Below are 22795 nucleotides of genomic sequence, written 5' to 3'. Positions count from 1 at the left end.
TGCCCCCGCCGCCTAATTTGTTTATTCTGCTGAGAAAAGATATGGATAAACCGGCTGATCTCCTTGATGGATCTCTACTTCGATCTCAGGATGCAGTTCAACAATCGCTTCTTCGATTTTCGCTGCTTCTTTGGCTTTGCCTTCTTCACCGATAATGATGGTGACGATCTCAGTATCTTCTGTGATCATTTTTTCTAAGGTAGTCATAGAAGCAGAGAAACGATCGGGAACAGAAACAACGATTTTGCCGTCCACCATTCCTAAGAAGTCGCCTTCTGTGATTTCGATGCCATCAATTGATGTATTACGGATCGCATGGGTCACTGAGCCACTGACAACACTTGCTAAGACATCAGTCATCGCTTGCTGGTTTTCAGCTAGTGTGGATTGCTCGTGGAAGGCTAGCATCGCCGTCATCCCTTGAGAGATCGTCCGTGTTTCAACAACCGCTACTGGAATCTCGGAAACTTCCGCTGCTTGCTGCGCAGCCATAAAGATATTTTTGTTGTTCGGTAATACGATCACTTGATCAGCATTGACTTCATTGATTGCCACCAAAATGTCTTCTGTACTTGGGTTCATCGTTTGGCCACCACTGATGACATAAGAAGCGCCTAGGCTAGTAAACAATTCTTTCAAGCCTTCGCCAGCCGCGATCGCGATGATCGCAAATGGTGTCCGCGGACGTTTTACTGGTGCAGTTTTTGCTTCTTGCTGATCGTGTTCCAAGATCGTTTCATGCTGAAGACGCATGTTATCGACTTTGATTTTCACCAACGAGCCAAATTTTTGACCATAATTCATAACTTCGCCGGGATGTTCCGTATGGACATGGACTTTGATGATCTCATCGTCATTGACCACTAATAAGGAATCCCCTAACTCGTTTAAGTAATTACGGAATGTTTCATAATCAAATTCACTATCTACAGTCGGACCTTCACCGATCTTCACCATGATTTCTGTACAGTAACCAAAGGTGATGTCTTCTGTCGCTAAGTGCCCTTGAACGCTGCGATGATGTTCGGCATTGACCATTTCGTCCATAGCCGCTGGGGAAGGTTCGAAGATTTCATCGGCTGGGTATTCCCCAGTCAATGCATTTAAGAAGCCTTCATAGATAAACAACAATCCTTGACCGCCGCTATCTACCACGCCGACTTCTTTTAAGACGGGCAATAGATCAGGGGTTTTCGCCAATGAACGTTTTGCGCCGTGAACCACGGCTTTCATCACTTCGATACAATCATCGGTAGTTTGTGCTTTTTTCTCGCCATATTCAGCTGAGATGCGTGCCACAGTCAAGATGGTTCCTTCCACAGGTTTCATGACTGCTTTATAGGCGGTTTCTACTCCATGAGTAAAGGCTTGAGCCAATTCTGGTGCAGTGAGTGTTTCTGCGGTCGGGATAGCTTTAGAAAAACCGCGGAATAATTGAGACAAAATGACGCCGGAATTCCCACGTGCGCCCATCAATAGTCCTTTTGAAAGTGTAGCGGCAAGATCGCCGACGTTTTCTGAAGTCGCATCTGCGACAGCTTTTGCTCCACTGGTCATGGATAGATTCATGTTTGTCCCGGTGTCTCCATCTGGAACAGGAAACACATTCAATGAGTTGACAAACTCTGCATTAACTTGTAGACGAGCCGCGCCTGCCTGCACCATTTCTTGAAACTGACTTGCGCTGATATTCGTTACCTTCACTTAGATAGTCCTCCTTAAAATCATCCGCCATGAACGGATCCCTTGCCTAATCTGGCAGTACACGTACGCCTTGAACAAATACATTTACCGAGTTCGCAGATACACCTAGCATCGTTTCTAAGTTGTATTTCACTTTTTCCTGCACGTTGCGGGAAACTTCGGAAATTTTTGTTCCATAGCTAACAATCGTGTATACATCCACTGCAATGCCGTTTTCTTCTTGGCGGACAACGACACCGCGAGAATAATTTTCTTTTCGTAAAATTTCATTGATGTTATCTTTGATTTGTTTCTTGCTAGCCATACCAACAATGCCGAACACATCTGTTGCTGCGCCTCCGACCACTGTTGCAATGACTTCATTGCTGATTTCAATAATACCTGATGAGGTTTGAATTTTTACAGCCATTTTATAGCCTCCTTCAATGGGCATGACCCATCTTTCTTCTTACATATTTTATCATAGCTGTACCGCAAATAAAAGGATGAGACATATGAAAAGGGGCTTTCTGACCAAACGTCTTGCATTTCGACCTTGTTTAATTTACAATGTTTACTGGGAAAAGTCAATGTTTCTTGAAAATTACTCTTGCTTTTTTCACCTTTCTGTGATAAATTCAGATGGTATGAGCTGAAATAGCGCTCCAACATCAAGGCAAAGGAGGAAATAACCACATGGCTAAAGTTTGTTACTTTACTGGACGTAAAACTGCAAGTGGAAACAATCGTTCTCACGCAATGAATGCGACAAAACGTACTGTGAAACCTAACTTGCAAAAAGTTCGCGTTATGATTGACGGAAAACCTAAAAAAGTTTGGGTGTCAACTCGTGCTTTGAAATCTGGAAAAGTTGAGCGCGTATAATTAGACCTTTTCGGCCGTTCGTTTTGAACGGCTTTTTTTGTACCCTTTTTTCTTTGGTGCGCTTTCACTTAGGTTTTCATTAAAGAAAATAGGTCTTTGTTTTTTTAATCGATTCACCTGTGGTAAACTAAGAAAAAATTGATAAAGAACAGGTGACTTCTTGTGACGAAAATAAAAACATTTGCCAAACAACATTGGCCTTATATGCTTGCTAGTTTCTTCTTGCCGTTTCTTATCATGGCAGTGATCTATTTGACCATCGGTATCTACCCCGGCAGCAGCCGCAGTGTCTTAGCCAGTGATGCCTTTTCGCAATTCTCAAACTTTCATGCCAGCTTTCGCAATATGCTCTTAGGCAAGCAAAGTATCTTTTATACATGGAACGCCTCTTTAGGCTTAAATTATCTGGCATTGATCTCCTATTATTTAGGGGGAATCTTCACTCCCCTCGTCTTATTTTTCCCAAATCAGCTAATGCCAGATGCCCTGTACTTTTTAACCTTGATCAAAATCGGCAGTGCGGGCTTGGCGTTTTGGTTCTATGCCAGCCAAACCTTTAAGATCCAACGTTGGCAGCATGTGACCTTAGCCGTCTGCTATGCCTTGATGTCCTTCATCACCGCCCATTCGGAACTGATCATGTGGCTTGATGCCATGATCTATCTACCGCTAGTGATTTTAGGTATTGACCGGTTAATGAAAAAGAAAAAACCAGTCGTGTTATTTATCAGTTATCTGCTGTTATTTTTATCCAGTTTTTACATGGGCTTTATGATCGGTCTCTTTTCCGTGATGTATTTCTTGGTTCAATTGGGTCGCAACTGGAAGCAAGCTCGGGGGGCGATCATTCCTTACGGCATCACCTCTTTGTTAGCTGGCGGCGCCTCAATGGTGATCATCTTACCTGCCTTATTAGATTTGCGGTCGAACGGGGAAGAATTGACGACGATTTCTTCCTTTAAAACCGAAGCCACCGATGTCTTTGATCTCGTGATGAAAAACATGATCGGTGTTTACGATACGACAAAATACGGCTCCATTCCCTTCATCTATATCGGCTTATTGCCGTTGCTGTTGTGTATTTTATATTTTGTTTCGAAGAAAATCCGCTTGAAAGATAAATTCTTATACGCTGGCATGTTTGCTGTTTTGATCGCCAGTTTTTATATCGTGCCGATGAATCTTTTTTGGCATGGGATGCATGCCCCAAATATGTTCCTTTTCCGCTATGCCTATTTGTTCTCCTTCTTAGTGATCATGCTGGCGGGATACGGATGGGAGCAACTGCAGCAAAAAGATCGCGGATTGTTTCTCATTATTGGTCTTTCTACGATCGTGGTATTTGCCCTCTCCTACGCATTGAAAGGAGCCGGAACCTATGAATATGTTTCCGCTACTTCCTTTGCGCTAACGATCGTATTCTTTGTTCTTTACTTGTTATGTATTGGGTTCGGGCAATTAGGTCTTTTAACACAAAAACGAGTGACGATCTTGATGCTGATCTTCGTCTGCGGAGAAATGGCCGTCAATACGAGCGGCATGGTTCGCGGAATTTTGAATGATTGGAACTATGCTTCTCGTAGTTTGTATACAGAACCTTATCCGGACATCAAAAAACTAGTCACTCAAGCCAACGAAGACAATGATACCTTTTTCCGATTAGAAAACCTTGATCCTGTTTCTTCCAACGACAGTATCAATTATGGCTACAGCGGGGTCAGCATGTTTTCTTCAATTCGTAACCGCAATTCCTCAAGCTACCTGGATAATCTGGGCTTTCGGTCTCGCGGCACCAATTTAAATATCCGCTATCCGAATAATACCTTGCTGATGGATGCTTTTACAGGAATCAAATACAATATCTCCAAGCCAAATCTCACCAAATACGGCTTTCAACGAGTCGGAGAATCTGGTGAATACAAGCTCTATGAAAATCAAAATGCGTTACCTCTAGGTTTCTTGGCTGAACCGACCATCGAATCGATTGAACAGCCGCAAAACGACAACTTGACGAGCCAGAAAAATCTTTTCAATGGCTTGGCCGATTTAAATTTAGAGTATTTTGCCTTTCAGCCGATCACGGTGATCCATAGTAAAAATACAGATATCACCAATGACGGCATGTATATGAAATTTACTGAGCAAGAAAGCAATGTCGCAAAAGAAGTGACTTGGCAAGTGGAGGTTCCGGCGAACTCGCAAGCGTACTTGAGTCTCTTCCCTGCCAACTTCGGAGAATTGGAAAGCTCATCTGCCACCGTGACAGTCAACGGTCAGCAGCGAGAAACGCAAATCAGTATCAACGGTCAATACTACGACTTAGGACATTATGAGACCGATACGACGGTTCAATTCACCGTCAGCTTCTACGGAACGCCTGAAATCTCCTTCCAAAACCCGCAAGTTGTGACCTTGGATACCAACGCCTACCAACAAGCAATTGATGCGATCCAAGAACGAGGGGTCGCTATGACTGTCGGCAAACGCAGTGCCAAAGCCGACATCACGACTGAAAAAGAGCAGCAGCTTGTAACAACCATCCCTTATGACAAGGGCTGGACTGCTACGCTTGACGGCAAAGAAGTCCCAATCACGGCCTTTCAAGATGGCTTTATCAGTGTGACGATCCCAAGTGGCACCCATCACTTGGAACTCTCCTTCTTACCGCAAGGCTTTGTTATCGGTGTTTGCTTGTTCTTTGGCTGCATCGCATTGTTTATCTTGTTTGCTTGGTTTTACCAGAAACAAGTAGCCAAAAAGCAAGTCTTGGACAACCAACGCCAACTCATGGATCAACCACCAGAAACCTAATCGAAAAAGAACCAACTCGTCTTTTTGAGGCGATCTCCTTAAGTTAGAGCAAAAGCTGACTTATGGGTGTCGCTCAATGATCGGTGAGTTTGGTTCTTTTTTGTGCTCAGGTTCCGCAGTTGTTCGCTCTAGTGGTCTTAGCATCCATTACCCGCTAGATCCCCTTCGATTCGGGGAGCAATGCCTAGCCCGTTAGCCCTTAGAGCGTTTAGCGAAACATAAGATAACTGTTGGGTTCTTCCGCATTTTTCTTGATGGAGTGCAACGATCGCTCCCATAATTTAACCATTTTGGTTTGTTTTAAGACGCGAAAGATCGAAAGCCCTTGATCGATTTTCAACAGTCCTTTTTCTTGATCGCCATAAATATACCAGTACCATCCTTGATAGCAAAGAAGATGCGTACTGTTTAGCATGTCTCCGCGATCTGCCAATAATTCCTCTGCAATGGTCAACACCTCTTTTGCCCACTCCAGGCGGCGAAAATTGACAAACGTCGTAAAACAACTAAAAATCAAATCCATTTGAATTTCTCGCATCAAGGACAAACCTTGTTCTTTTTTTGTGCGAGAGATAGCGATCTGCAGTAAGTGATAGGAGGTTTCGACAGGAAATAAGAATTGAAAATAACGAAAAAGCAAAATCTCATAAACGCCCCAGTTGTCTACTTTCGTAAGGTAGGAAATGACGGGGCGAGTTTTGGTGCGTAGCTTTTCCATATAGTCACCAGAAGAGTGATTGAGTTTAGGACCTGAGAGATTGATTTCATGTATCTCCTTTGTGATCTCAAGGTACAGAAAAACAAAAGAATGCTGTTTGGAAGCGGCGATCAGTTCGCTACGCATTTCCTCCAGCCCTTCTTTGCTTCTCTGGGCGTGGGCGTTACTCAAATAAGCTTCTTTGTTGATCCCTAAAATTCGATCCAGTAAATCCATAAATTCGCTCGTCATATAGCTGGGAAAGCTCATCAGGTTGTCGTGCCCTTTTACGCCCTTTTGCTGCGCACGCAAATAATAAAACTCCTCCACTGTGACATGAATATTTTCTAATAAGCGTTCCAATCGATGAATACTGATACTTGAAGCACCTTGCTCAAATTTACTGATAAACGAGCGACTGTTTTGTTCATCCGCCACTTGAGCGATCGTATAGCCGCGCTCTTTGCGCAATTGTCGGTACAGTTTTCCTTCTTCCATAACCATCCTCCTCACAACGATCGGTCTACAAACGCCAAACCAATCCCACTTCACGAATGAAGCTCCGCAATTAAATTTTCCTGTTCTAGATTCAAGTTTAGATTCAAACCTATAAAATGTTGAGGAGCAAAATCTGCGGCACCTTATTTACATGCCACTCTTTTAACTGCTAATCACTCGTGACAGTAACCTCTGGTATGCTCCTGGTGCATTTAAATTCCACTATAGTGGATTATTTTCTTCTCTTAGTATAAAGCATCCTATACTGATTTTACAACGTAGAACGTGAAAGGATGATTTCGATGAAAGAATATCAACAAAACAAAGGCTATCGTGCCTTAGTCAACGCCGCCTTACTCAGCGGCATCGGCATGAGTTTATTTAATATCGTCTTTGTAGTTTATGCCAGTACATTACCCTTTAATGCCCTTGCTGTTTCCTTAGCCTCCATGGCACTGTTAGTCCCTGATCTCTTACGGATCCTGACTGGCTATCTAGCCGATCGTACCAAAAACAAAGTGCAATGGATGATCAGCAGTCGACTCTTACAAGGAGTCCTTTTTGTGGCACTCGCTTTTTTGATCCAACTGCCGCCTAGTTTATGGTCTTTCTTCCTTTTGCTAGGCATCAACATTGTATCTGATTGTTTGGGCGCTTATTGTTCTGGGTTGCAGCTGCCCTATGTTCGCCGTCTTGTGCCTGCTGATGCCTTAGACAGTGCCATGGGCTTTCAAATGGCGTGTCAAACCACCGTTCAAATCGTCTTTCAAGGCATCGGTGCTTGGGGGATCATTTTACTGAATAATAACTTTGCGGCTTTTGGTTTGATCAATGCCGTGACGTTTTTCTTAGCCGCGATCGTGATCTTCCTGAACCGCTCGCTCTTCTATGCGGTGCCAGGGAAAATCAATCAAGCAGCAACACCACTCTTTCAGAATTTCTCGGATACTTTTAAATTATTGACTGGTACGGCTTTTCTTAAAAAGATGATCCTCTTTGCCTTACTGATCAATACCTTAGCTGCTAGTACGAGCGGTCTACTAAATCTCCAGCTGTTGGATGACCTTGCGCTTTGGTTTGCCACTTATGGCAACACCGTTGCGATGGCAGGCATCGCTACTTCGATCGGTATGGTCGCTGGCGCCTTGTTTGCTGCCGACTGGTTCAAGAATACCGGTCTGGTTCGCTTGATTGCGTATACCTCTTTCGTTTTATGTCTGTTGACCTTGAATTTTCTCTTCCTGCATAACCGTTGGCTCATGATTGCGCTGCTCTTTGCTGAAGGCTATCTGATTGGAAAAATCAATCCTCGTTTTTCGGCATATCTGATTCGTGAGATTGATGAAGAACATCTCGCCATCAGCAGCGGGATCTTTTCCACCATTGTGATGCTAGGGGGACCTGTCGGACAAATGGTCTTTTTAGGCATCGGCAATCGCTATCACGTTGCTTGGAGCTGGCTGCTTTACTTGCTTTTCGCATTTTTGGTAGCCATCGCCGCCTTAGTCGCTGCCGGTACCTTGGAAAAAACACCCACCATTGCTGCGCCTAAAAACGCGACGGAAAGGACTGAAGATTGGCAAGAAACCACCTCTGTTTTGCCTGAGAAAAAATAAAAACACAAGCTTTCGCTATCTCTTGTTGTGTAAGAGCAGCGAAGCTTGTGTTTTTCCTTATTCATAAGCAACATGAACCAAATACAATCCTTCTGGATGAGCCGTGGGACCTGCCGCATTTCGGTCTTTTTGCGCAATGATTGCAGGAATGCTGTCAGGTGCGATCCGTCCATTGCCGATTTTCAGCAATGTGCCCACCATGATCCGGATCATCTTGTACAAAAATCCATCGCCGCGAAAGGTAAAAATCAACTCATCTCCAGCGTCATTGACCGCCATGGACGCCTCATGGATCGTCCGCGTCTTGTCATCGACTGAACTGCCCGTCGCACAAAAACTGGTAAAGTCATGGGTGCCTAAAAAATCTGGCAACGCTCGTTGGATTTTTTCCAAATCTAGCGGATACGGATAATAGCTGGCATAATGGCGGCGGAAAGGACTGCGGGGTTTCCCAATGTCTACCCGAAACTGGTAGGTTTTTTCAATGACTAAGTAGCGGGCATGGAAGGTATCGTCAACGATCTCCACCGATTTTACCGCAACATCTTCTGGCGTTTGGGTATCTAATCCAAAGCGCATTTTTTCCAGTGGACGCTTTTGAGGGAAATCGAAGTGGATCACTTGCCCTTGCGCATGGACCCCCGCATCGGTGCGGCCAGAGCCATGAATCTGGATCGGTTGCCCATTGTTCATCTTCGTTAATGTCTTTTCAATCTCTTCTTGAACCGTTCGTCCATTGGGTTGACGCTGAAATCCTTGAAAATTCGTACCATCATAAGCGATCGTCGCTTTATAGCGGACCATTGAATCACCTGTTTCTTTCTATTTTTTCAAAAAAAGGCCTATGAGAAAAGTCTGATCGATCGACAGGCCTTTTCGAACCAGCCGCTGGGATTGCCAGCAGTCTCGTTGCTTCGTTAAGAACCTTTCGTGGGTTGACTTCAATCATAGGTCTTCGTTTATCCTCTTAAGAACACTAATGCTACTGTAAAGAGCGCAAAAACGATGACAACCAATGTGTCCCGTTGATGCCAGTGCAAAATACGATACTTGGTACGCCCTTCGCCGCCTTGATAGCCTCTGGCTTCCATAGCGGTAGCTAGATCTTCCGCACGGTTAAAGCTGCTGACAAATAAAGGAATCAATAAAGGAACGATCGCCTTCATCTTCTGCAACAGTCCCCCTTCGCCGAAATCGACCCCGCGGGCACGCTGAGCATTCATAATTTTTTCTGTTTCATCCATCAAGGTTGGTACAAAGCGCAACGCAATCGACAGCATCAGTGAGATTTCATGGACAGGGAAACGGATCGCTTTTAAAGGACGCAAAATGTATTCGATCGCATCTGAAAGCTCTAATGGGGGCGTCGTTAACGTCAACAGAGTCGACATGAAAATGATCAAAACAAAACGACAAAAAATAAAGATCCCATTTTGGACACCAAATTCTGTGATGTTAAAGATCCACCAAGACCAATAGACGTCACCGCCGGTAGTAAATAAAATCTGTAACGCCACGGTAAACAAAATCAGCCAAATCAAAGGACGTACGCCGCGAATAAAGAAGCCAAAATCAATTTTTGAAAAAGAGATACAAAAAAGCGTAAAAGCCCCCGCTAATAAATAGCTTTGCCAATTATTCGCCAAAAAGATAATCGCGATAAAATAAAAACTAGCAATCAATTTGACCCGTGGATCTAAACGGTGGATCAAGGAGTCCCCGGGAATAAAACGACCGAAAATCAGTTTATTCATCATGGGCAGTCGCCCCCTTTGCTACTAAAACATCTGCCAGTTCATCAGCCGTTAGCGGCAACTGCTCAAATGCCAATCCTCTGGCTTGTAGTTGCTCCGCAAATGCGGTTGCTGTCGGTACCCCCAACTGCTTTTCTTGCAGCCAAGCAGTGTCTTGAAACACAACGGACGGCGTGCCGGCTTTGACGAGACGTCCCTTTTCTAACACATAGACATAATCAGCATAGTTCGCCACATCATCCATCAAGTGGGTCACTAAAATGATCGTCATGTTCTTTTCCCGATGCAGGCGATCAAACATTTCCATCATCTCTTTGCGTCCTTGTGGATCTAAGCCAGCTGTCGGCTCATCTAAGACCAAAACTTCTGGTTCCATAGCTAAGACTCCAGCAATCGCTACACGGCGCATTTGGCCCCCTGAAAGGTCAAATGGTGAACGTTCCAGAAAACTTTCATCTAAACCTACCAATTGAATGTATTCTTGGGCTAAACCTTTGGCTTCTTCTTCGGAGATGCCAAAGTTTTTCGGTCCAAAAGCGATATCTCTCGCAACGGTTTCTTCAAATAATTGGGATTCAGGAAATTGAAAAACGATCCCGACTTTTTTACGTAACGGTTTTAGATTTTTGTTGTCTGACTCGGGTTTGATGACTCGCTCACCGATCGTGACCGTTCCAGTCGTTGGTTTTAATAATGCATTCAAGTGCTGCAGCAACGTAGATTTTCCGCTACCCGTATGACCGACTAAGGCGGTATAAGAGCCTTCTTTGATCTCTAAATCGATATCGAACAAAACCCGTTGTTCAAACGGAGAATGCGGTTGGTAGGTGAATCCTACTTGTTCAAAACGGATGTCCATAGCCAATCCACCATCCCTTCTTCAGTTAAGTACGCTTGTGGTACCGTGACGCCCCGCTGTTTTAGTGCCGCCTTTAATTTTTCAGGAAACGGCAGATCTAAGCCTAGCTCAATCAGTTCCGGACCTGCAGAAAAAATCTCTGCTGGTGTCCCTTCGCGGACGAGCTCTCCTTGACGCATCACCAGCACCCGATTGGCGTTAGCTGCTTCATCAATATCATGGGTGATCGATAGCACGGTCAAATTGTTTTTCTCTTTGATTTTTTTGATCGTTGCGATCACTTCTTCACGGCCTTCTGGATCTAGCATACTAGTGGCTTCATCAAGAATGATGATATCCGGGCGCAGTGCAACGACACCGGCAATGGCTACCCGTTGTTTTTGACCACCAGAAAGGCGCGCGGGTTCCCGCGTCGCAAACTCGCTCATCCGTACTTGTTCCAGAGCGTCTTTGACACGAACCAGCATTTCTTCTCGCGGGATTCCTTGATTTTCTAAACCGAAAGCCACATCATCTTCCACCGTCGAACCAACGAATTGATTGTCAGGGTTTTGAAAGACCATACCGACCATTTTTCGAATATTCCAGATATTTTCTTCATTCAAAGGCAATTCGCCGACAGAAACACTGCCTTCTTGCGGCAAGATCAAGCCATTGATGGTTTTTGCTAAAGTTGATTTTCCAGAGCCGTTATGGCCGATCAACGCCACCCATTCCCCTTTGTTGATGGAAAAGGATACGTTATTTAACGCGGCACGCTCTTCTTCGCTATAACGCACAGTAATAGCATTCAATTCAATGATTGGCTTCATGATAGACTCCTTCATTTGCGATTAATTCTTTCTAACACTACCAAAAAAGCGCACGTTTTTCAATGATTCGCGCACGATTTGTCTCCAGATCTTTTTTTCACTTGCCATCACCTGTCTTGACAGGTAATCGAAAGTAAAAAAAAAGCACTTTATGATGAGTGCGTACACCTCGAAATACATCGAGGTGTAGGCGCTGAGCTAGACTCGGAAAGTTTCTTCCAACATCATAACACTCTTAGTAAACATCTATAAAGTGATGATAAGTGTGATTTTAAACAAGTTCTAGGATAACCATTGGTGCAGCATCTCCGCGTCTTGGTTCTGTTTTCAAGATACGAGTATATCCACCTTGGCGATCTGTGTAACGAGGAGCGATATCATTGAATAATTTTTGTAATGCTGATTCAATAACTACTTCTTCGTTTTCTTCACGTACACTTGCAACTTCATTACGAACGAATGCTGCTGCTTGACGACGTGCATGCAAATCACCACGTTTACCTAAAGTGATCATTTTTTCTGCAGTTGAACGAACTTCTTTCGCACGAGCTTCAGTCGTAACGATACGTTCGTTAATGAATAAATCAGTTGTCAAATCACGCAACATCGCTTTACGTTGGCTAGATGTGCGTCCTAGTTTACGATAACTCACGTGGTTTCCCTCCTTCACTTTCGAATGTTGTATCGGTCAGACGAACCGAACTAACGTAATCGAAAACGGTTTAATCGTCTTTACGTAGTCCTAAACCTAAATCATGTAATTTCACTTTGACCTCTTCAAGAGATTTACGGCCTAAGTTTCTTACTTTGATCATTTCTGGTTCAGATTTGTTTGTCAATTCTTGTACAGTATTGATTCCTGCACGTTTTAGACAGTTGTATGAACGAACAGATAAGTCTAATTCTTCGATCGTCATTTCCAACATTTTTTCTTTTTGTGTTTCTTCTTTTTCAACCATGATTTCAGCGTTTTTCGCTTCATCAGTTAGGTTAACAAAGATGTCTAAATGTTCAGTCATGATTTTCGCAGACAAACTCATTGCTTCCAATGGTTCGATTGAGCCATCAGTCCATATTTCCATCGTTAATTTGTCGAAATCATCTCGACGACCGACACGTGTGTTTTCTACTTGATAGTTGACACGACGTACTGGTGTATAGATTGAATCGACTGGAAGAACGCCGATTGGCATGTCTTCTTTTTTGTTTTCGTCCGCTTGAACGTAGCCGCGGCCAGGTTTCACTGTTAAGCGAGCATGGAACGTAGCACCTTCAGAAACGGTACAGATATACATATCTTTGTTAAGGATTTCTACATCACTATCAACGATGATATCGCCAGCAGTTACTGTAGCAGGTCCTGAAATATCAATTTCAAGGGTCTTTTCTTCATCCCCGTACATTTTCAATGCAAGACCTTTAATATTCAAGATGATTTGAGCAACGTCTTCCCGAACACCCTTAACAGTTGAGAATTCGTGTAAAACTCCATCGATTTGAATATTGGTGATTGCCGCACCAGGTAAAGAAGATAATAAAATACGACGTAGGGAATTTCCTAGTGTAGTTCCGTAGCCTCTTTCAAGAGGTTCCACGATGAACTTGCCATAATCTTTGTCTTCATCAATCTTTGCGATTCTTGGTTTTTCGAATTCAATCATTCTTATCTATTACCCCTTTCAAAACGAAAAGTGTCTTGTTCAATGACGTATTTGTTACACTCAAAATGAGCAGCACTCATTAAACACGACGGCGTTTTGGAGGGCGGCATCCATTATGAGGGACTGGAGTCACGTCACGGATCGCACTCACTTCCAAACCTGCTGCTTGTAATGAACGAATTGCTGCTTCACGTCCAGAACCAGGTCCTTTAACTGTTACTTCAACAGTTCTTAATCCGTGTTCCATTGCTGCTTTGGTAGCTGTTTCTGCTGCCATTTGAGCGGCAAAAGGAGTAGATTTTTTGCTTCCTTTGAAACCTAATGAACCAGCTGATGACCATGCTAATGCATTACCATGAGTATCAGTGATCATTACGATTGTATTATTGAATGTTGAGTGAATATGTGCAATACCCGCTTCAATATTCTTTTTCACACGGCGTTTACGACTCACTTTTTTTGCTGCCATGAAGTTTTAACCTCCTTCACTTAGGAATTATTTTTTCTTGCCTGCGACTGTTTTAGACGGGCCTTTACGAGTACGTGCATTGTTTTTCGTGTTTTGTCCACGAACTGGCAATCCACGGCGATGACGGATCCCACGGTAAGAACCGATTTCCATCAATCGTTTGATGTTTAAGTTCACTTCACGACGAAGGTCACCTTCAACTTTTAATTTATCAACTTCTGCACGGATAGCATCTGTTTGTTCATTCGTTAAATCACGAACACGAACTTCTTCAGACACGCCAGCGTCAGCTAAAATTTGTTTTGCAGTCGTGTTACCAATACCATAGATATAAGTAAGTGAAACGACCACACGTTTATCACGAGGAATATCTACTCCTGCAATACGAGCCATATTTGTTACACCTCCGATTATCCTTGACGTTGTTTATGTTTTGGATTTGCTGGGCAAATCACCATAACGCGTCCTTTACGACGAATTACTTTACAATGTTCGCACATTGGTTTTACTGATGGTCTTACTTTCATGATAATACCTCCTGTGGTTTTACGGAGTACAATTATTTAAAGCGATAAGTAATGCGGCCACGGTTCAGATCATACGGGGATAATTCCACCGTTACTTTGTCTCCAGGTAAAATACGAATGTAGTGCATCCGGATCTTACCAGAAACGGTCGCTAGAACTTGGTGTCCGTTTTCCAATTCTACTTTAAACATTGCATTCGGCAAAGTTTCGACGACTGTACCTTCGACTTCAATCATATCTTCTTTTGCCACGCACAGTACCTCCTTGTACTTGTGATTTTCACACGATAAAATGGCGGAAACTCGGTTCCCACCTGATATTCTCAAACTATGCTCCTACTTAATAAAAAGTAGAAGTCGGACTGACATATTCTATCATATCCTGTCAAAGATTTCAAGAGAAAGTTTTAAGCTGCAAGTTGGACTCGGGCAATCTATGATTAGTCAATGATCTTTTGAACATCTTCGAATACAGCGTCGATGTCGCGATCCCCATCAATCGATTGCAATAACCCTTTGTCTTTGTAATAAGTCAAAATTGGTTCACTGCTTTTGATATTGACAGCTAGACGATTTTTGACCGTCTCAGGCTTATCATCTTCACGCTGGTAGAAGTCATGACTTCCACAACGATCACATGTTCCTTCCTCTTTGGGAGGATTGAACAATTTATGATAAGTTGCCCCACAATTGCGGCACATGAAGCGGCCGGCTAAACGTTCTACAAGAACTTCTTCAGGAACATGAATATCAATAACGGCATCAAGTTTTTTGTTAAGGTCAGCTAGCATCTCATCTAACGCTTTTGCTTGATCCAAAGTACGAGGAAAACCATCTAATAAGAAACCTTTCTCGGTATCAGGTTCAGCTAAACGTTCTTTAACGATCCCATTTGTAACCTCATCAGGAACTAATGCGCCTTGATCCATGTATGATTTTGCTTTAAGGCCTAGTTCTGTTTCGTTCGCCATCGCAGCCCGAAACATATCGCCTGTTGAAATATGAGGAAGACCGTATTCAGCAACGATACGTTCTGCCTGAGTACCTTTTCCAGCACCAGGTAATCCCATTAAAATGAAGTTCATTCTAATTCCTCCTGTAAGTTTTTGAATAGTGTTGAGGAAATCCTCAACACTTCAATAACTTTAATTGATGAAACCAGTATATTTCCGTTTCAGCATAAGCCCTTCTAACTGCTTGGCAGTATCAAGTGCCACACCGATAATGATCAATAGACTCGTTCCACCTAGTCCGATCGATTGCGGTAAATTCCAAGCCATCTGAGCGATGATTGGAAGTAAAGCAACCAATCCTAAAAAGATCGATCCCACCGTGCTTAATCGCATCAACAAACGCGATACATATTCTTCTGTTCCTTTACCAGGACGCACACTCGGAATGTAACTTCCTTGTTTTTGCAAGTTTTCCGCTAATTTCTCAGGGTTCACTTGAACAAATGCGTAGAAGAAGGTAAACGCAACAATCAAGACAGTGTAGATGATCGCACCCGGTACAGTGTTGTAACTAAAGATCGTTTGCACCACTTCGTACCAAGTTTCTCCTCTATATGAACTACCTAATGCTTGAATGATCGCATTTGGTGTTGTAATAAAAGAACTGGCAAAGATAACTGGGATAACCCCGGCAGCATTTACTTTCAAAGGAAGGTAACTGCTGGTAGGCGCTCCTGCTACCCGTTTTGTATATTGGATCGGAATCTTGCGTTCTGCCTGTTGAACATACGTTACTAAAGTAATGACGATCAACACAGCGATCACAAGCAGCGCCATAAAGATAGCATTTAGCCAGATATCCGATTGATCCACGTTAATGAAGTAATCTTCAATCAATTCTTTGATGCTTGCTGGTAAGCGTGAAATGATCCCCGCAAAGATGATCATTGACACACCGTTTCCGATACCACGCTCGGTGATCTGCTCTCCTAACCAAGTGACTAACATCGTTCCGGCTGTTAAAATCAGTCCGATCACGATATAGGTTGCCATATTAGGATTGTTTACAAACCCGAGTTGAGTGTAATAGTTAAATCCAGCCGTTAATGTCATGGATTGGACAAAGCCTAATACCAACGTCAAGTAACGTGTTGCCTGATTTAATTTCTTACGACCCACTTCACCTTGTTTCGACCATTCAACAAATTTAGGGACGATATCCATCTGCAACAACTGAATGACAATTGAGGCAGTGATGTAAGGCGAAACCCCCATCGAGAAAATCGAAAATTGTTGCATGGCGCCACCACTTACCAAATTCAACATGTTTAAAAATGGTAGATCCGCGATGGTATTTAGGCGACTTGCGTCTACGCCTGGCACAGTAATATGTGTTCCCAGACGAAAGACAAACAAGATTAAGACGGTGAACAATATTCTGGATCTAATATCCTTAACCTTAAAGGCATCCTTCAATAGTCTGATCATTAGATCACCTCGATTGATCCACCAGCAGCAACGATTGCTTCTTCAGCTGCTTTTGAGAATTTAGCTGCTTTCACAGTCAATTTCTTCGTTAATTCTCCGTTAGCTAATACTTTGATTCCAGCTTTTTCGTCTTTGACGATTCCAGCTTCGTGTAAAGCAACAGGTGTTACTTCAGCACCGTCTTCAAAGCGGTTCAAGACATCAAGATTGATGACTGCATATTCTTTGCGGTTCACATTTGTAAAGCCACGTTTTGGTAAACGACGGAACAATGGTGTTTGTCCACCTTCGAATCCTAGACGTACTCCGCCGCCTGAACGAGCTTTTTGACCTTTTTGTCCACGTCCAGCTGTTTTACCGTTACCAGATGAAGTTCCTCGTCCGACACGGTTACGTACTTGGCGTGAGCCTTCTGATGGTTTTAATTCATGAAGTTTCATAGGTTTGGCACCTCCTTAATCAAACTAGATCTGCTGATCCTTAGACCTCTTCAACGTCCACTAAGTGAGAAACAGTGTTAACCATGCCTTTGATTGCATCATTAGCAGGTTTTACAACTGTTGAATTCAACTTTGTAAGACCTAACGCTTTTACAGTATCACGTTGGTTTTGGGGACGTCCGATAATACTGCGTTTTAAAGTAATTTTCAATTCAGCCATTATAGTGTCCTCCTTAACCGATTAATTCTTCTACTGATTTGCCGCGAAGTGCTGCCACTTCTTCAGCGCGTTTTAATTGTTTTAAACCTTCAACTGTTGCGCGAACAACGTTGATTGGTGTGTTAGAACCTAAAGATTTAGATGTGATATCAGCTACCCCAGCTAATTCCAATACGGCACGAACTGGTCCACCAGCAGCTACCCCAGAACCTTCTACAGCAGGTTTCATAAGGATGCGTCCGCCGCCGAATACACCGATAACTTCGTGAGGGATTGTAGAACCAACCATTGGTACTTCCACCAAGTTTTTCTTCGCGTCTTCGATTGCTTTACGGATTGCTTCTGGTACTTCTTGCGCTTTACCAGTACCGAAACCTACGTGTCCGTTTTTGTCACCGACAACAACTAATGCAGCAAAACGTAGACGACGTCCACCTTTAACAACTTTAGTTACACGGTTGATCGCAACAACGCGGTCTTCTAATTCCAAATGTTTTGGATCAATATAAACCATGAATGGTGTTCCTCCTTCTCTTAAAATTCCAGTCCATTTTCGCGAGCTGCTTCAGCTAAAGCTGCTACACGGCCATGGTAAAGGTATCCACCACGGTCAAAGACTACTACTTTAATACCTTTTGCTGCTGCACGTTCTGCGACTAATTTACCGACAGCTTGTGCTTGTTCAGTTTTTGTTGCACCTGAAACTTCTTTGTCTAAGGCAGAGGCACTTGCTAGCGTCACACCCGCTACGTCATCAATTACTTGTGCGTAGATGTTTTTGTTCGAACGGAACACGTTTAAGCGTGGGCACTCAGCAGTACCAGAGATTTTGTTACGTACACGACGATGTCTTTTCTGACGTGTCTTGTTTTTATCTGGTTTTGTAATCACAATTTGTCACCTCTTTTAATTTTGCTAGCCTAAGCTGCTAGTCGTAAAGAATTACGACTATTTACCAGTTTTACCTTCTTTACGGCGTACAAATTCGCCAACATAACGAATTCCTTTGCCTTTGTAAGGTTCTGGAGGACGAACGCCACGGATATTGGCAGCCAATTCGCCAACGACTTCTTTATCTGATCCTTTAACGATCACAGAAGTGTTTGAAGGAACTTCGATTTCGATTCCAGCTGGCGCTTCGATTTCAACTGGATGAGAGTAACCAACGTTCAATACAAGTTTTTTTCCTTGTAATTGAGCACGGTACCCAACCCCGATTAATTCTAACGCTTTTTGGAAACCTTCAGAAACACCAACAACCATGTTGTTGAAGTTTGCACGGGTAGTTCCGTGGATAGTTTTCATTTCTTTACTATCATTTGGACGAGTGAATGTTACTTCGTTTCCTTCGATATTCATTGTGATATCAGAAGAGAAAGTACGTGTTAATTCACCTTTAGGTCCTTTAACTGTAATGTCGTTTCCGTTTTGCTTGATTTCAACACCAGCAGGAAGAACGACGATCTTATTACCGATACGACTCACTTAGAGGCACCTCCTTGTGGAATATTTTAAATTACCATACATAAGCGACTACTTCGCCGCCAACATTTTTTGCTCTAGCTTCTTTGTCAGTGATTACACCGTCAGAAGTTGAGATAATCGCGATTCCTAGACCATTCAATACTTTTGGTACTTCGTCAGCTTTGACATAAGCACGCAAGCCTGGTTTAGAGATACGTTTTAAGTTTGTGATAACACGTTCACCGTTTTTACCGTATTTAAGAAATACGCGGATCACGCCTTGTTTGTCATCTTCAATGTATTCAACATCGCGGACGAAACCTTCACGTTTCAAGATTTCAGCGATATCACGTTTGATTTTTGAAGCAGGTACTTCTAGGCTTTCGTGTTTAACCATGTTTGCGTTACGCACGCGCGTTAGAAAATCTGCAATTGGATCTGTCATGACCATGGGATAATTTACCTCCTTTATGCGAGTATAGTTTACCAGCTAGCTTTCTTCACGCCGGGAATTTGTCCTTTATAGGCAAGTTCGCGGAAGCAAATACGGCAAAGATGAAATTTACGATAAACTGAATGTGGACGTCCGCAACGTTCACAACGAGTATATTCTTGCGTTGAGAATTTAGCAGGGCGTTTGTTTTTAGCAATCATTGATTTTTTAGCCACGTAGTTCGCCTCCTTTTTTTATTTTTGGAATGGCATGCCTAATTGTGTCAACAATTCACGAGATTCTTCATCTGTGTTTGCTGTTGTTACAATCACGATATCCATACCACGTACTTTGTCGATCAAATCATAATCTACTTCAGGGAAAATCAATTGTTCTTTGATACCTAAAGTGTAGTTTCCGCGTCCGTCGAACGCTTTTTTGCTCACACCGTGGAAGTCACGGACACGTGGCAATGACACACTTACTAGTTTATCTAAGAATTCATACATTCTTTCGCCGCGTAGAGTTACTTTCGCACCGATTGGCATTCCTTCACGTAAACGGAATCCTGCGATAGATTTTTTCGCTTTTGTGATCAATGGTTTTTGACCTGAGATCAATTGTAATTCTTCAACAGCTTTGTCTAAGTTTTTAGCATTAGAAACAGCGTCACCGACACCCATGTTGATAACGATTTTATCAACTTTTGGTGCTTCCATGATTGAGCTGTAGTTAAATTTGTCCATTAATGATGGGACAACTTCTTTTGAATATTTTTCTTTAAGGCGGTTCATCTGTTAGCCCCTCCTTCCTTCATCAGATTATTTATCAAGAACTTCTCCGGTTTTCTTAGAAACGCGGACTTTTTTGCCGTCAACTTCTTTGTAACCGACACGCGTAGCTTCACCGTTCGATGGATCAACCACCATCACGTTAGAAACATGAATTGGTGCTTCCATTTCAACGATTCCGCCTTGAGGAGCAGTTTGAGAAGGTTTTTGGTGTTTTTTGACAACATTGACACCTTCAACAACGACTTTGTCATTTTTAGGAAACGCTGCTAGCACAACGCCTTCTTTGTTTTTGTCTTTACCAGTGATAACTTTAACTTTATCGCCTTTTTTAACAAACATGTTTGTTTCGCACCTCCTTTAGATAAGAATCACTATTACAATACTTCTGGTGCTAGGGAAACGATCTTCATAAAGTTGCCTTCACGCAATTCGCGGGCAACTGGGCCAAAGATACGAGTTCCACGAGGGCTCTTATCGTCACGGATAATAACCGCAGCATTTTCATCGAATTTGATGTATGAACCGTCTGTACGACGAGCTCCTGATTTAGTACGAACGATAACGGCTTTAACGACGTCACCTTTTTTGACAACCCCACCTGGCGTTGCTTGTTTAACCGTAGCAACAATCACGTCACCAATATTGGCAGTTTTACGACCAGATCCGCCAAGGACTTTGATCGTTAGAATTTCACGGGCACCTGAGTTGTCCGCCACTCTTAATCGGCTTTCTGCTTGGATCACGATGTGTATCCTCCTTTCAGATTTTGCAATTCACAATCTATATAGGAAAATCTCGTGTGATTAGATAATCACTGCCTTTTCAACAATCTCTACTAGACGGAAACGTTTCGTAGCTGATAATGGACGAGTTTCCATAATTTTCACGATATCGCCAACTTTTGCTTCGTTGTTTTCATCGTGTGCTTTGTATTTCTTAGAATAGTTCAGACGTTTGCCGTAGATAGGGTGGTTTTTCTTTGTTTCAACGACAACAGAGATAGTTTTATCCATTTTGTCTGATACCACGCGACCTTGGTAAACTTTGCGTTGATTTCTTTCTTCAGTCATACGCTAAATGGCCTCCTTCCACTATTACTTAACTTGTTCACGCAATACTGTTTTAATGCGTGCAATCGATTTACGTACTTCTTTGATACGTGCAGTGTTTTCTAATTGACCTGTTGCTAATTGGAATCTAAGATTGAACAATTCTTCTTTCAATTGTTTTTCTTGATCTAGCATTTCGGCAGTGGTTAATTCTCTGATTTCTTTAACCTTCATTCGATTCACCACCCATTTCCTCACGTTTTACGATCTTTGTTTTCACTGGTAATTTGTGAGAAGCAAGACGTAGCGCTTCGCGCGCAACTTCTTCAGGTACACCGGCAATTTCAAACATGATTTTACCACGTTTAACTGGTGATACCCATCCTTCAGGAGCCCCTTTACCAGAACCCATACGTACCCCGATAGCTTTGGCAGTATAAGATTTGTGAGGGAAAATTTTGATCCATACTTTCCCGCCACGTTTCATATAACGAGTCATTGCGATACGGGCAGCTTCGATTTGACGGTTTGTGATCCAGTGTGATTCAACAGCTTGTAAGCCGTATTCACCGAATGCTACTTCTTTTCCGCCTTTCGCTTCGCCACGCATTTTTCCGCGGAACTCACGACGGTGTTTTACACGTTTAGGTACTAACATGTTTATTTCCCTCCTTTCTCAGTGTTCTTTTTAGTTGGAAGAACTTCTCCACGATAAATCCACACTTTAACTCCTAGTTTTCCGTATGTTGTATCTGCTTCTTCCCATGCGTAATCAATGTCCGCACGTAATGTATGAAGTGGAACTGTTCCTTCTGAGTAACCTTCTGAACGAGCGATATCCGCACCATTTAGACGGCCAGAAACTTGTGTTTTGATTCCTTTAGCGCCAGAACGCATTGTGCGTTGGATCGCTTGTTTTTGAGCACGACGGAAAGCAACACGGTTTTCTAATTGACGTGCGATTCCTTCGCCTACTAATTTAGCATCTAAATCTGGTTTTTTGATTTCAACGATGTTGATGTGAACTCGTTTGCCAGTTAGGCTATTTAATTCTTTTCTTAGGTTTTCGACTTCAGATCCGCCTTTACCGATAACCATACCTGGTTTAGCTGTGTGGATTGAAATATTCACGCGGTTTGCTGCACGCTCGATCTCAACTGTAGACACAGCGGCATCAGCAAGTTTAGATGCGATAAATTTACGGATTTTCAAATCTTCATGTAGAAATTCAGCATACTCTTTTTCAGCATACCATTTAGCATCCCAGTCACGGATGATGCCTACACGCATTCCAATTGGATGTACTTTTTGACCCACTGATTGTCCCTCCTTATTTTTCTGATACGACTACAGTAATATGACTTGTACGTTTGTTGATCGGTGAAGCTGAACCTTTCGCACGTGGACGGAAACGTTTCATCGTTGGTCCTTCGTTTACGAATGCTTCAGAAACAATCAAGTTTTCAACATCTAAGTCAAAATTATTTTCTGCATTGGCAATAGCTGACATCAAGACTTTCTCGATGATTCCAGCTGCTTTATTTGGTGTGAACTTTAAGATCGCGATTGCTTCAGCAACGCTTTTCCCTCTGATTAAGTCAATAACTAGACGAGATTTACGAGGAGAAACGCGGACTGTTTTAGCAGTTGCTTTCGCTGATGTGATTTGTTCTGCCATTTTTG

Annotated in this window: 33 protein-coding genes; 3 read left to right on the top strand and 30 right to left on the bottom strand. The window is 42.8% G+C overall.

The features are described 5' to 3' along the window. Positions 1-21: 21 nt before the first annotated feature. The gene (locus tag IGI86_RS01455; protein WP_005232500.1) at positions 22-1704 is read right to left on the bottom strand and encodes a DAK2 domain-containing protein; all 1683 of its coding nucleotides are present in this window, start codon (positions 1702-1704) and stop codon (positions 22-24) included. Positions 1705-1750: 46 nt separating this feature from the next. Then, the gene (locus IGI86_RS01450) at positions 1751-2113 is read right to left on the bottom strand and encodes an Asp23/Gls24 family envelope stress response protein (RefSeq protein WP_005227125.1); all 363 of its coding nucleotides are present in this window, start codon (positions 2111-2113) and stop codon (positions 1751-1753) included. A gap of 266 nt (positions 2114-2379) precedes the next feature. Between IGI86_RS01450 and rpmB the strand changes: the two genes are divergently transcribed. Next, positions 2380-2568: a 50S ribosomal protein L28 gene (rpmB, locus tag IGI86_RS01445; protein ID WP_005232504.1), complete on the top strand. Its 189-nt coding sequence runs from the start codon at positions 2380-2382 to the stop codon at positions 2566-2568. Between the two features lie 162 nt (positions 2569-2730). Further along, positions 2731-5379, top strand: a complete 2649-nt coding sequence (locus IGI86_RS01440) for a YfhO family protein (protein ID WP_430617668.1) — start codon at positions 2731-2733, stop codon at positions 5377-5379. A gap of 208 nt (positions 5380-5587) precedes the next feature. Here IGI86_RS01440 and IGI86_RS01435 read toward each other — a convergent pair whose 3' ends face one another. Further along, entirely contained in the window at positions 5588-6574 is a 987-nt protein-coding gene (locus IGI86_RS01435) for an Rgg/GadR/MutR family transcriptional regulator (RefSeq protein WP_008376357.1), read from the bottom strand. Between the two features lie 302 nt (positions 6575-6876). Here IGI86_RS01435 and IGI86_RS01430 point away from each other — a divergent pair, with 302 nt between their 5' ends. Beyond that, positions 6877-8190 (top strand): MFS transporter, encoded by a 1314-nt coding sequence (locus IGI86_RS01430; protein ID WP_008376359.1) that lies wholly within the window; start codon positions 6877-6879, stop codon positions 8188-8190. A gap of 57 nt (positions 8191-8247) precedes the next feature. Here the strand turns inward: IGI86_RS01430 and truA are convergent, their stop codons facing one another. The 27 genes from truA to rplV all read right to left on the bottom strand — a co-directional run bounded on the left by truA (position 8248) and on the right by rplV (position 22790). After that, on the bottom strand, positions 8248-8994 hold the full coding sequence (gene truA, locus IGI86_RS01425) for a tRNA pseudouridine(38-40) synthase TruA (protein WP_008376361.1): 747 nt from the start codon (positions 8992-8994) through the stop codon (positions 8248-8250). Between the two features lie 155 nt (positions 8995-9149). Next, a complete protein-coding gene (locus tag IGI86_RS01420; RefSeq protein ID WP_005227113.1) occupies positions 9150-9947 on the bottom strand; it encodes an energy-coupling factor transporter transmembrane component T family protein in 798 nt (265 codons plus the stop codon). Then, the gene (locus IGI86_RS01415; RefSeq protein WP_008376364.1) at positions 9937-10803 is read right to left on the bottom strand and encodes an energy-coupling factor ABC transporter ATP-binding protein; all 867 of its coding nucleotides are present in this window, start codon (positions 10801-10803) and stop codon (positions 9937-9939) included. The genes IGI86_RS01420 and IGI86_RS01415 overlap by 11 nt, the downstream gene beginning before the upstream one ends. Beyond that, positions 10779-11615: an energy-coupling factor ABC transporter ATP-binding protein gene (locus IGI86_RS01410; protein ID WP_005227109.1), complete on the bottom strand. Its 837-nt coding sequence runs from the start codon at positions 11613-11615 to the stop codon at positions 10779-10781. Before IGI86_RS01410 ends, IGI86_RS01415 begins: the two co-directional genes overlap by 25 nt. 271 nt (positions 11616-11886) lie before the next feature. Then, entirely contained in the window at positions 11887-12267 is a 381-nt protein-coding gene (rplQ, locus tag IGI86_RS01405; protein ID WP_003128038.1) for a 50S ribosomal protein L17, read from the bottom strand. Positions 12268-12337: 70 nt separating this feature from the next. After that, positions 12338-13276, bottom strand: a complete 939-nt coding sequence (locus tag IGI86_RS01400) for a DNA-directed RNA polymerase subunit alpha (protein ID WP_008376367.1) — start codon at positions 13274-13276, stop codon at positions 12338-12340. 79 nt (positions 13277-13355) lie between these two features. Next, a complete protein-coding gene (gene rpsK / locus IGI86_RS01395; RefSeq protein WP_005227104.1) occupies positions 13356-13745 on the bottom strand; it encodes a 30S ribosomal protein S11 in 390 nt (129 codons plus the stop codon). 27 nt (positions 13746-13772) lie between these two features. After that, the gene (rpsM, locus tag IGI86_RS01390; protein ID WP_005227102.1) at positions 13773-14138 is read right to left on the bottom strand and encodes a 30S ribosomal protein S13; all 366 of its coding nucleotides are present in this window, start codon (positions 14136-14138) and stop codon (positions 13773-13775) included. Between the two features lie 17 nt (positions 14139-14155). Continuing rightward, a complete protein-coding gene (rpmJ, locus tag IGI86_RS01385; protein ID WP_002288710.1) occupies positions 14156-14272 on the bottom strand; it encodes a 50S ribosomal protein L36 in 117 nt (38 codons plus the stop codon). A gap of 32 nt (positions 14273-14304) precedes the next feature. Continuing rightward, positions 14305-14523, bottom strand: a complete 219-nt coding sequence (infA, locus tag IGI86_RS01380; RefSeq protein WP_002288695.1) for a translation initiation factor IF-1 — start codon at positions 14521-14523, stop codon at positions 14305-14307. Between the two features lie 188 nt (positions 14524-14711). Beyond that, positions 14712-15356, bottom strand: coding sequence for an adenylate kinase (locus tag IGI86_RS01375; RefSeq protein WP_005227100.1), 645 nt, complete (start codon positions 15354-15356; stop codon positions 14712-14714). Between the two features lie 60 nt (positions 15357-15416). Beyond that, positions 15417-16712, bottom strand: a complete 1296-nt coding sequence (gene secY / locus IGI86_RS01370; RefSeq protein ID WP_005227099.1) for a preprotein translocase subunit SecY — start codon at positions 16710-16712, stop codon at positions 15417-15419. Then, a complete protein-coding gene (gene rplO, locus IGI86_RS01365) occupies positions 16712-17152 on the bottom strand; it encodes a 50S ribosomal protein L15 (protein WP_003128016.1) in 441 nt (146 codons plus the stop codon). The genes secY and rplO overlap by 1 nt, the downstream gene beginning before the upstream one ends. 40 nt (positions 17153-17192) lie before the next feature. Beyond that, complete coding sequence (gene rpmD, locus IGI86_RS01360) at positions 17193-17372, bottom strand: 50S ribosomal protein L30 (RefSeq protein ID WP_003128015.1); 180 nt, start codon at positions 17370-17372, stop codon at positions 17193-17195. Positions 17373-17385: 13 nt separating this feature from the next. Next, entirely contained in the window at positions 17386-17886 is a 501-nt protein-coding gene (rpsE, locus tag IGI86_RS01355) for a 30S ribosomal protein S5 (RefSeq protein WP_003128014.1), read from the bottom strand. 20 nt (positions 17887-17906) lie between these two features. Continuing rightward, on the bottom strand, positions 17907-18263 hold the full coding sequence (gene rplR, locus IGI86_RS01350; RefSeq protein ID WP_005227097.1) for a 50S ribosomal protein L18: 357 nt from the start codon (positions 18261-18263) through the stop codon (positions 17907-17909). A gap of 57 nt (positions 18264-18320) precedes the next feature. Further along, a complete protein-coding gene (gene rplF, locus IGI86_RS01345; RefSeq protein WP_005227095.1) occupies positions 18321-18857 on the bottom strand; it encodes a 50S ribosomal protein L6 in 537 nt (178 codons plus the stop codon). A 31-nt stretch (positions 18858-18888) separates the two neighbouring features. Next, complete coding sequence (gene rpsH / locus IGI86_RS01340) at positions 18889-19287, bottom strand: 30S ribosomal protein S8 (RefSeq protein WP_005227093.1); 399 nt, start codon at positions 19285-19287, stop codon at positions 18889-18891. Positions 19288-19319: 32 nt separating this feature from the next. Next, positions 19320-19505 (bottom strand): type Z 30S ribosomal protein S14, encoded by a 186-nt coding sequence (locus IGI86_RS01335; RefSeq protein WP_003128010.1) that lies wholly within the window; start codon positions 19503-19505, stop codon positions 19320-19322. Between the two features lie 18 nt (positions 19506-19523). Continuing rightward, positions 19524-20063, bottom strand: coding sequence for a 50S ribosomal protein L5 (gene rplE / locus IGI86_RS01330; RefSeq protein ID WP_005227088.1), 540 nt, complete (start codon positions 20061-20063; stop codon positions 19524-19526). Positions 20064-20090: 27 nt separating this feature from the next. Continuing rightward, positions 20091-20402 carry a 50S ribosomal protein L24 gene (rplX, locus tag IGI86_RS01325; RefSeq protein ID WP_005232526.1) on the bottom strand — a complete coding sequence of 104 codons (312 nt, stop codon included), beginning with the start codon at positions 20400-20402 and terminating at the stop codon, positions 20091-20093. Positions 20403-20437: 35 nt separating this feature from the next. Further along, the gene (gene rplN / locus IGI86_RS01320; protein WP_003128006.1) at positions 20438-20806 is read right to left on the bottom strand and encodes a 50S ribosomal protein L14; all 369 of its coding nucleotides are present in this window, start codon (positions 20804-20806) and stop codon (positions 20438-20440) included. 60 nt (positions 20807-20866) lie between these two features. Continuing rightward, positions 20867-21133, bottom strand: a complete 267-nt coding sequence (gene rpsQ, locus IGI86_RS01315) for a 30S ribosomal protein S17 (RefSeq protein WP_005232528.1) — start codon at positions 21131-21133, stop codon at positions 20867-20869. Between the two features lie 24 nt (positions 21134-21157). Then, positions 21158-21346 (bottom strand): 50S ribosomal protein L29, encoded by a 189-nt coding sequence (rpmC, locus tag IGI86_RS01310; RefSeq protein ID WP_005232529.1) that lies wholly within the window; start codon positions 21344-21346, stop codon positions 21158-21160. Next, complete coding sequence (gene rplP / locus IGI86_RS01305; protein ID WP_005226918.1) at positions 21336-21770, bottom strand: 50S ribosomal protein L16; 435 nt, start codon at positions 21768-21770, stop codon at positions 21336-21338. Before rplP ends, rpmC begins: the two co-directional genes overlap by 11 nt. Before the next feature lie 2 nt (positions 21771-21772). Beyond that, positions 21773-22429, bottom strand: coding sequence for a 30S ribosomal protein S3 (gene rpsC / locus IGI86_RS01300; protein WP_005226916.1), 657 nt, complete (start codon positions 22427-22429; stop codon positions 21773-21775). A 13-nt stretch (positions 22430-22442) separates the two neighbouring features. Continuing rightward, positions 22443-22790 carry a 50S ribosomal protein L22 gene (gene rplV / locus IGI86_RS01295; protein ID WP_003127973.1) on the bottom strand — a complete coding sequence of 116 codons (348 nt, stop codon included), beginning with the start codon at positions 22788-22790 and terminating at the stop codon, positions 22443-22445. Positions 22791-22795: the final 5 nt, after the last annotated feature.

The organism is Enterococcus sp. AZ188 (genome assembly GCF_050544075.1).
GTDB classification, from domain to species: Bacteria; Bacillota; Bacilli; order Lactobacillales; family Enterococcaceae; genus Enterococcus_D; species Enterococcus_D entomosocium.
Note: the sequence above shows the minus strand (reverse complement) of the source record. Positions and strands in the feature narration are given on the sequence as shown.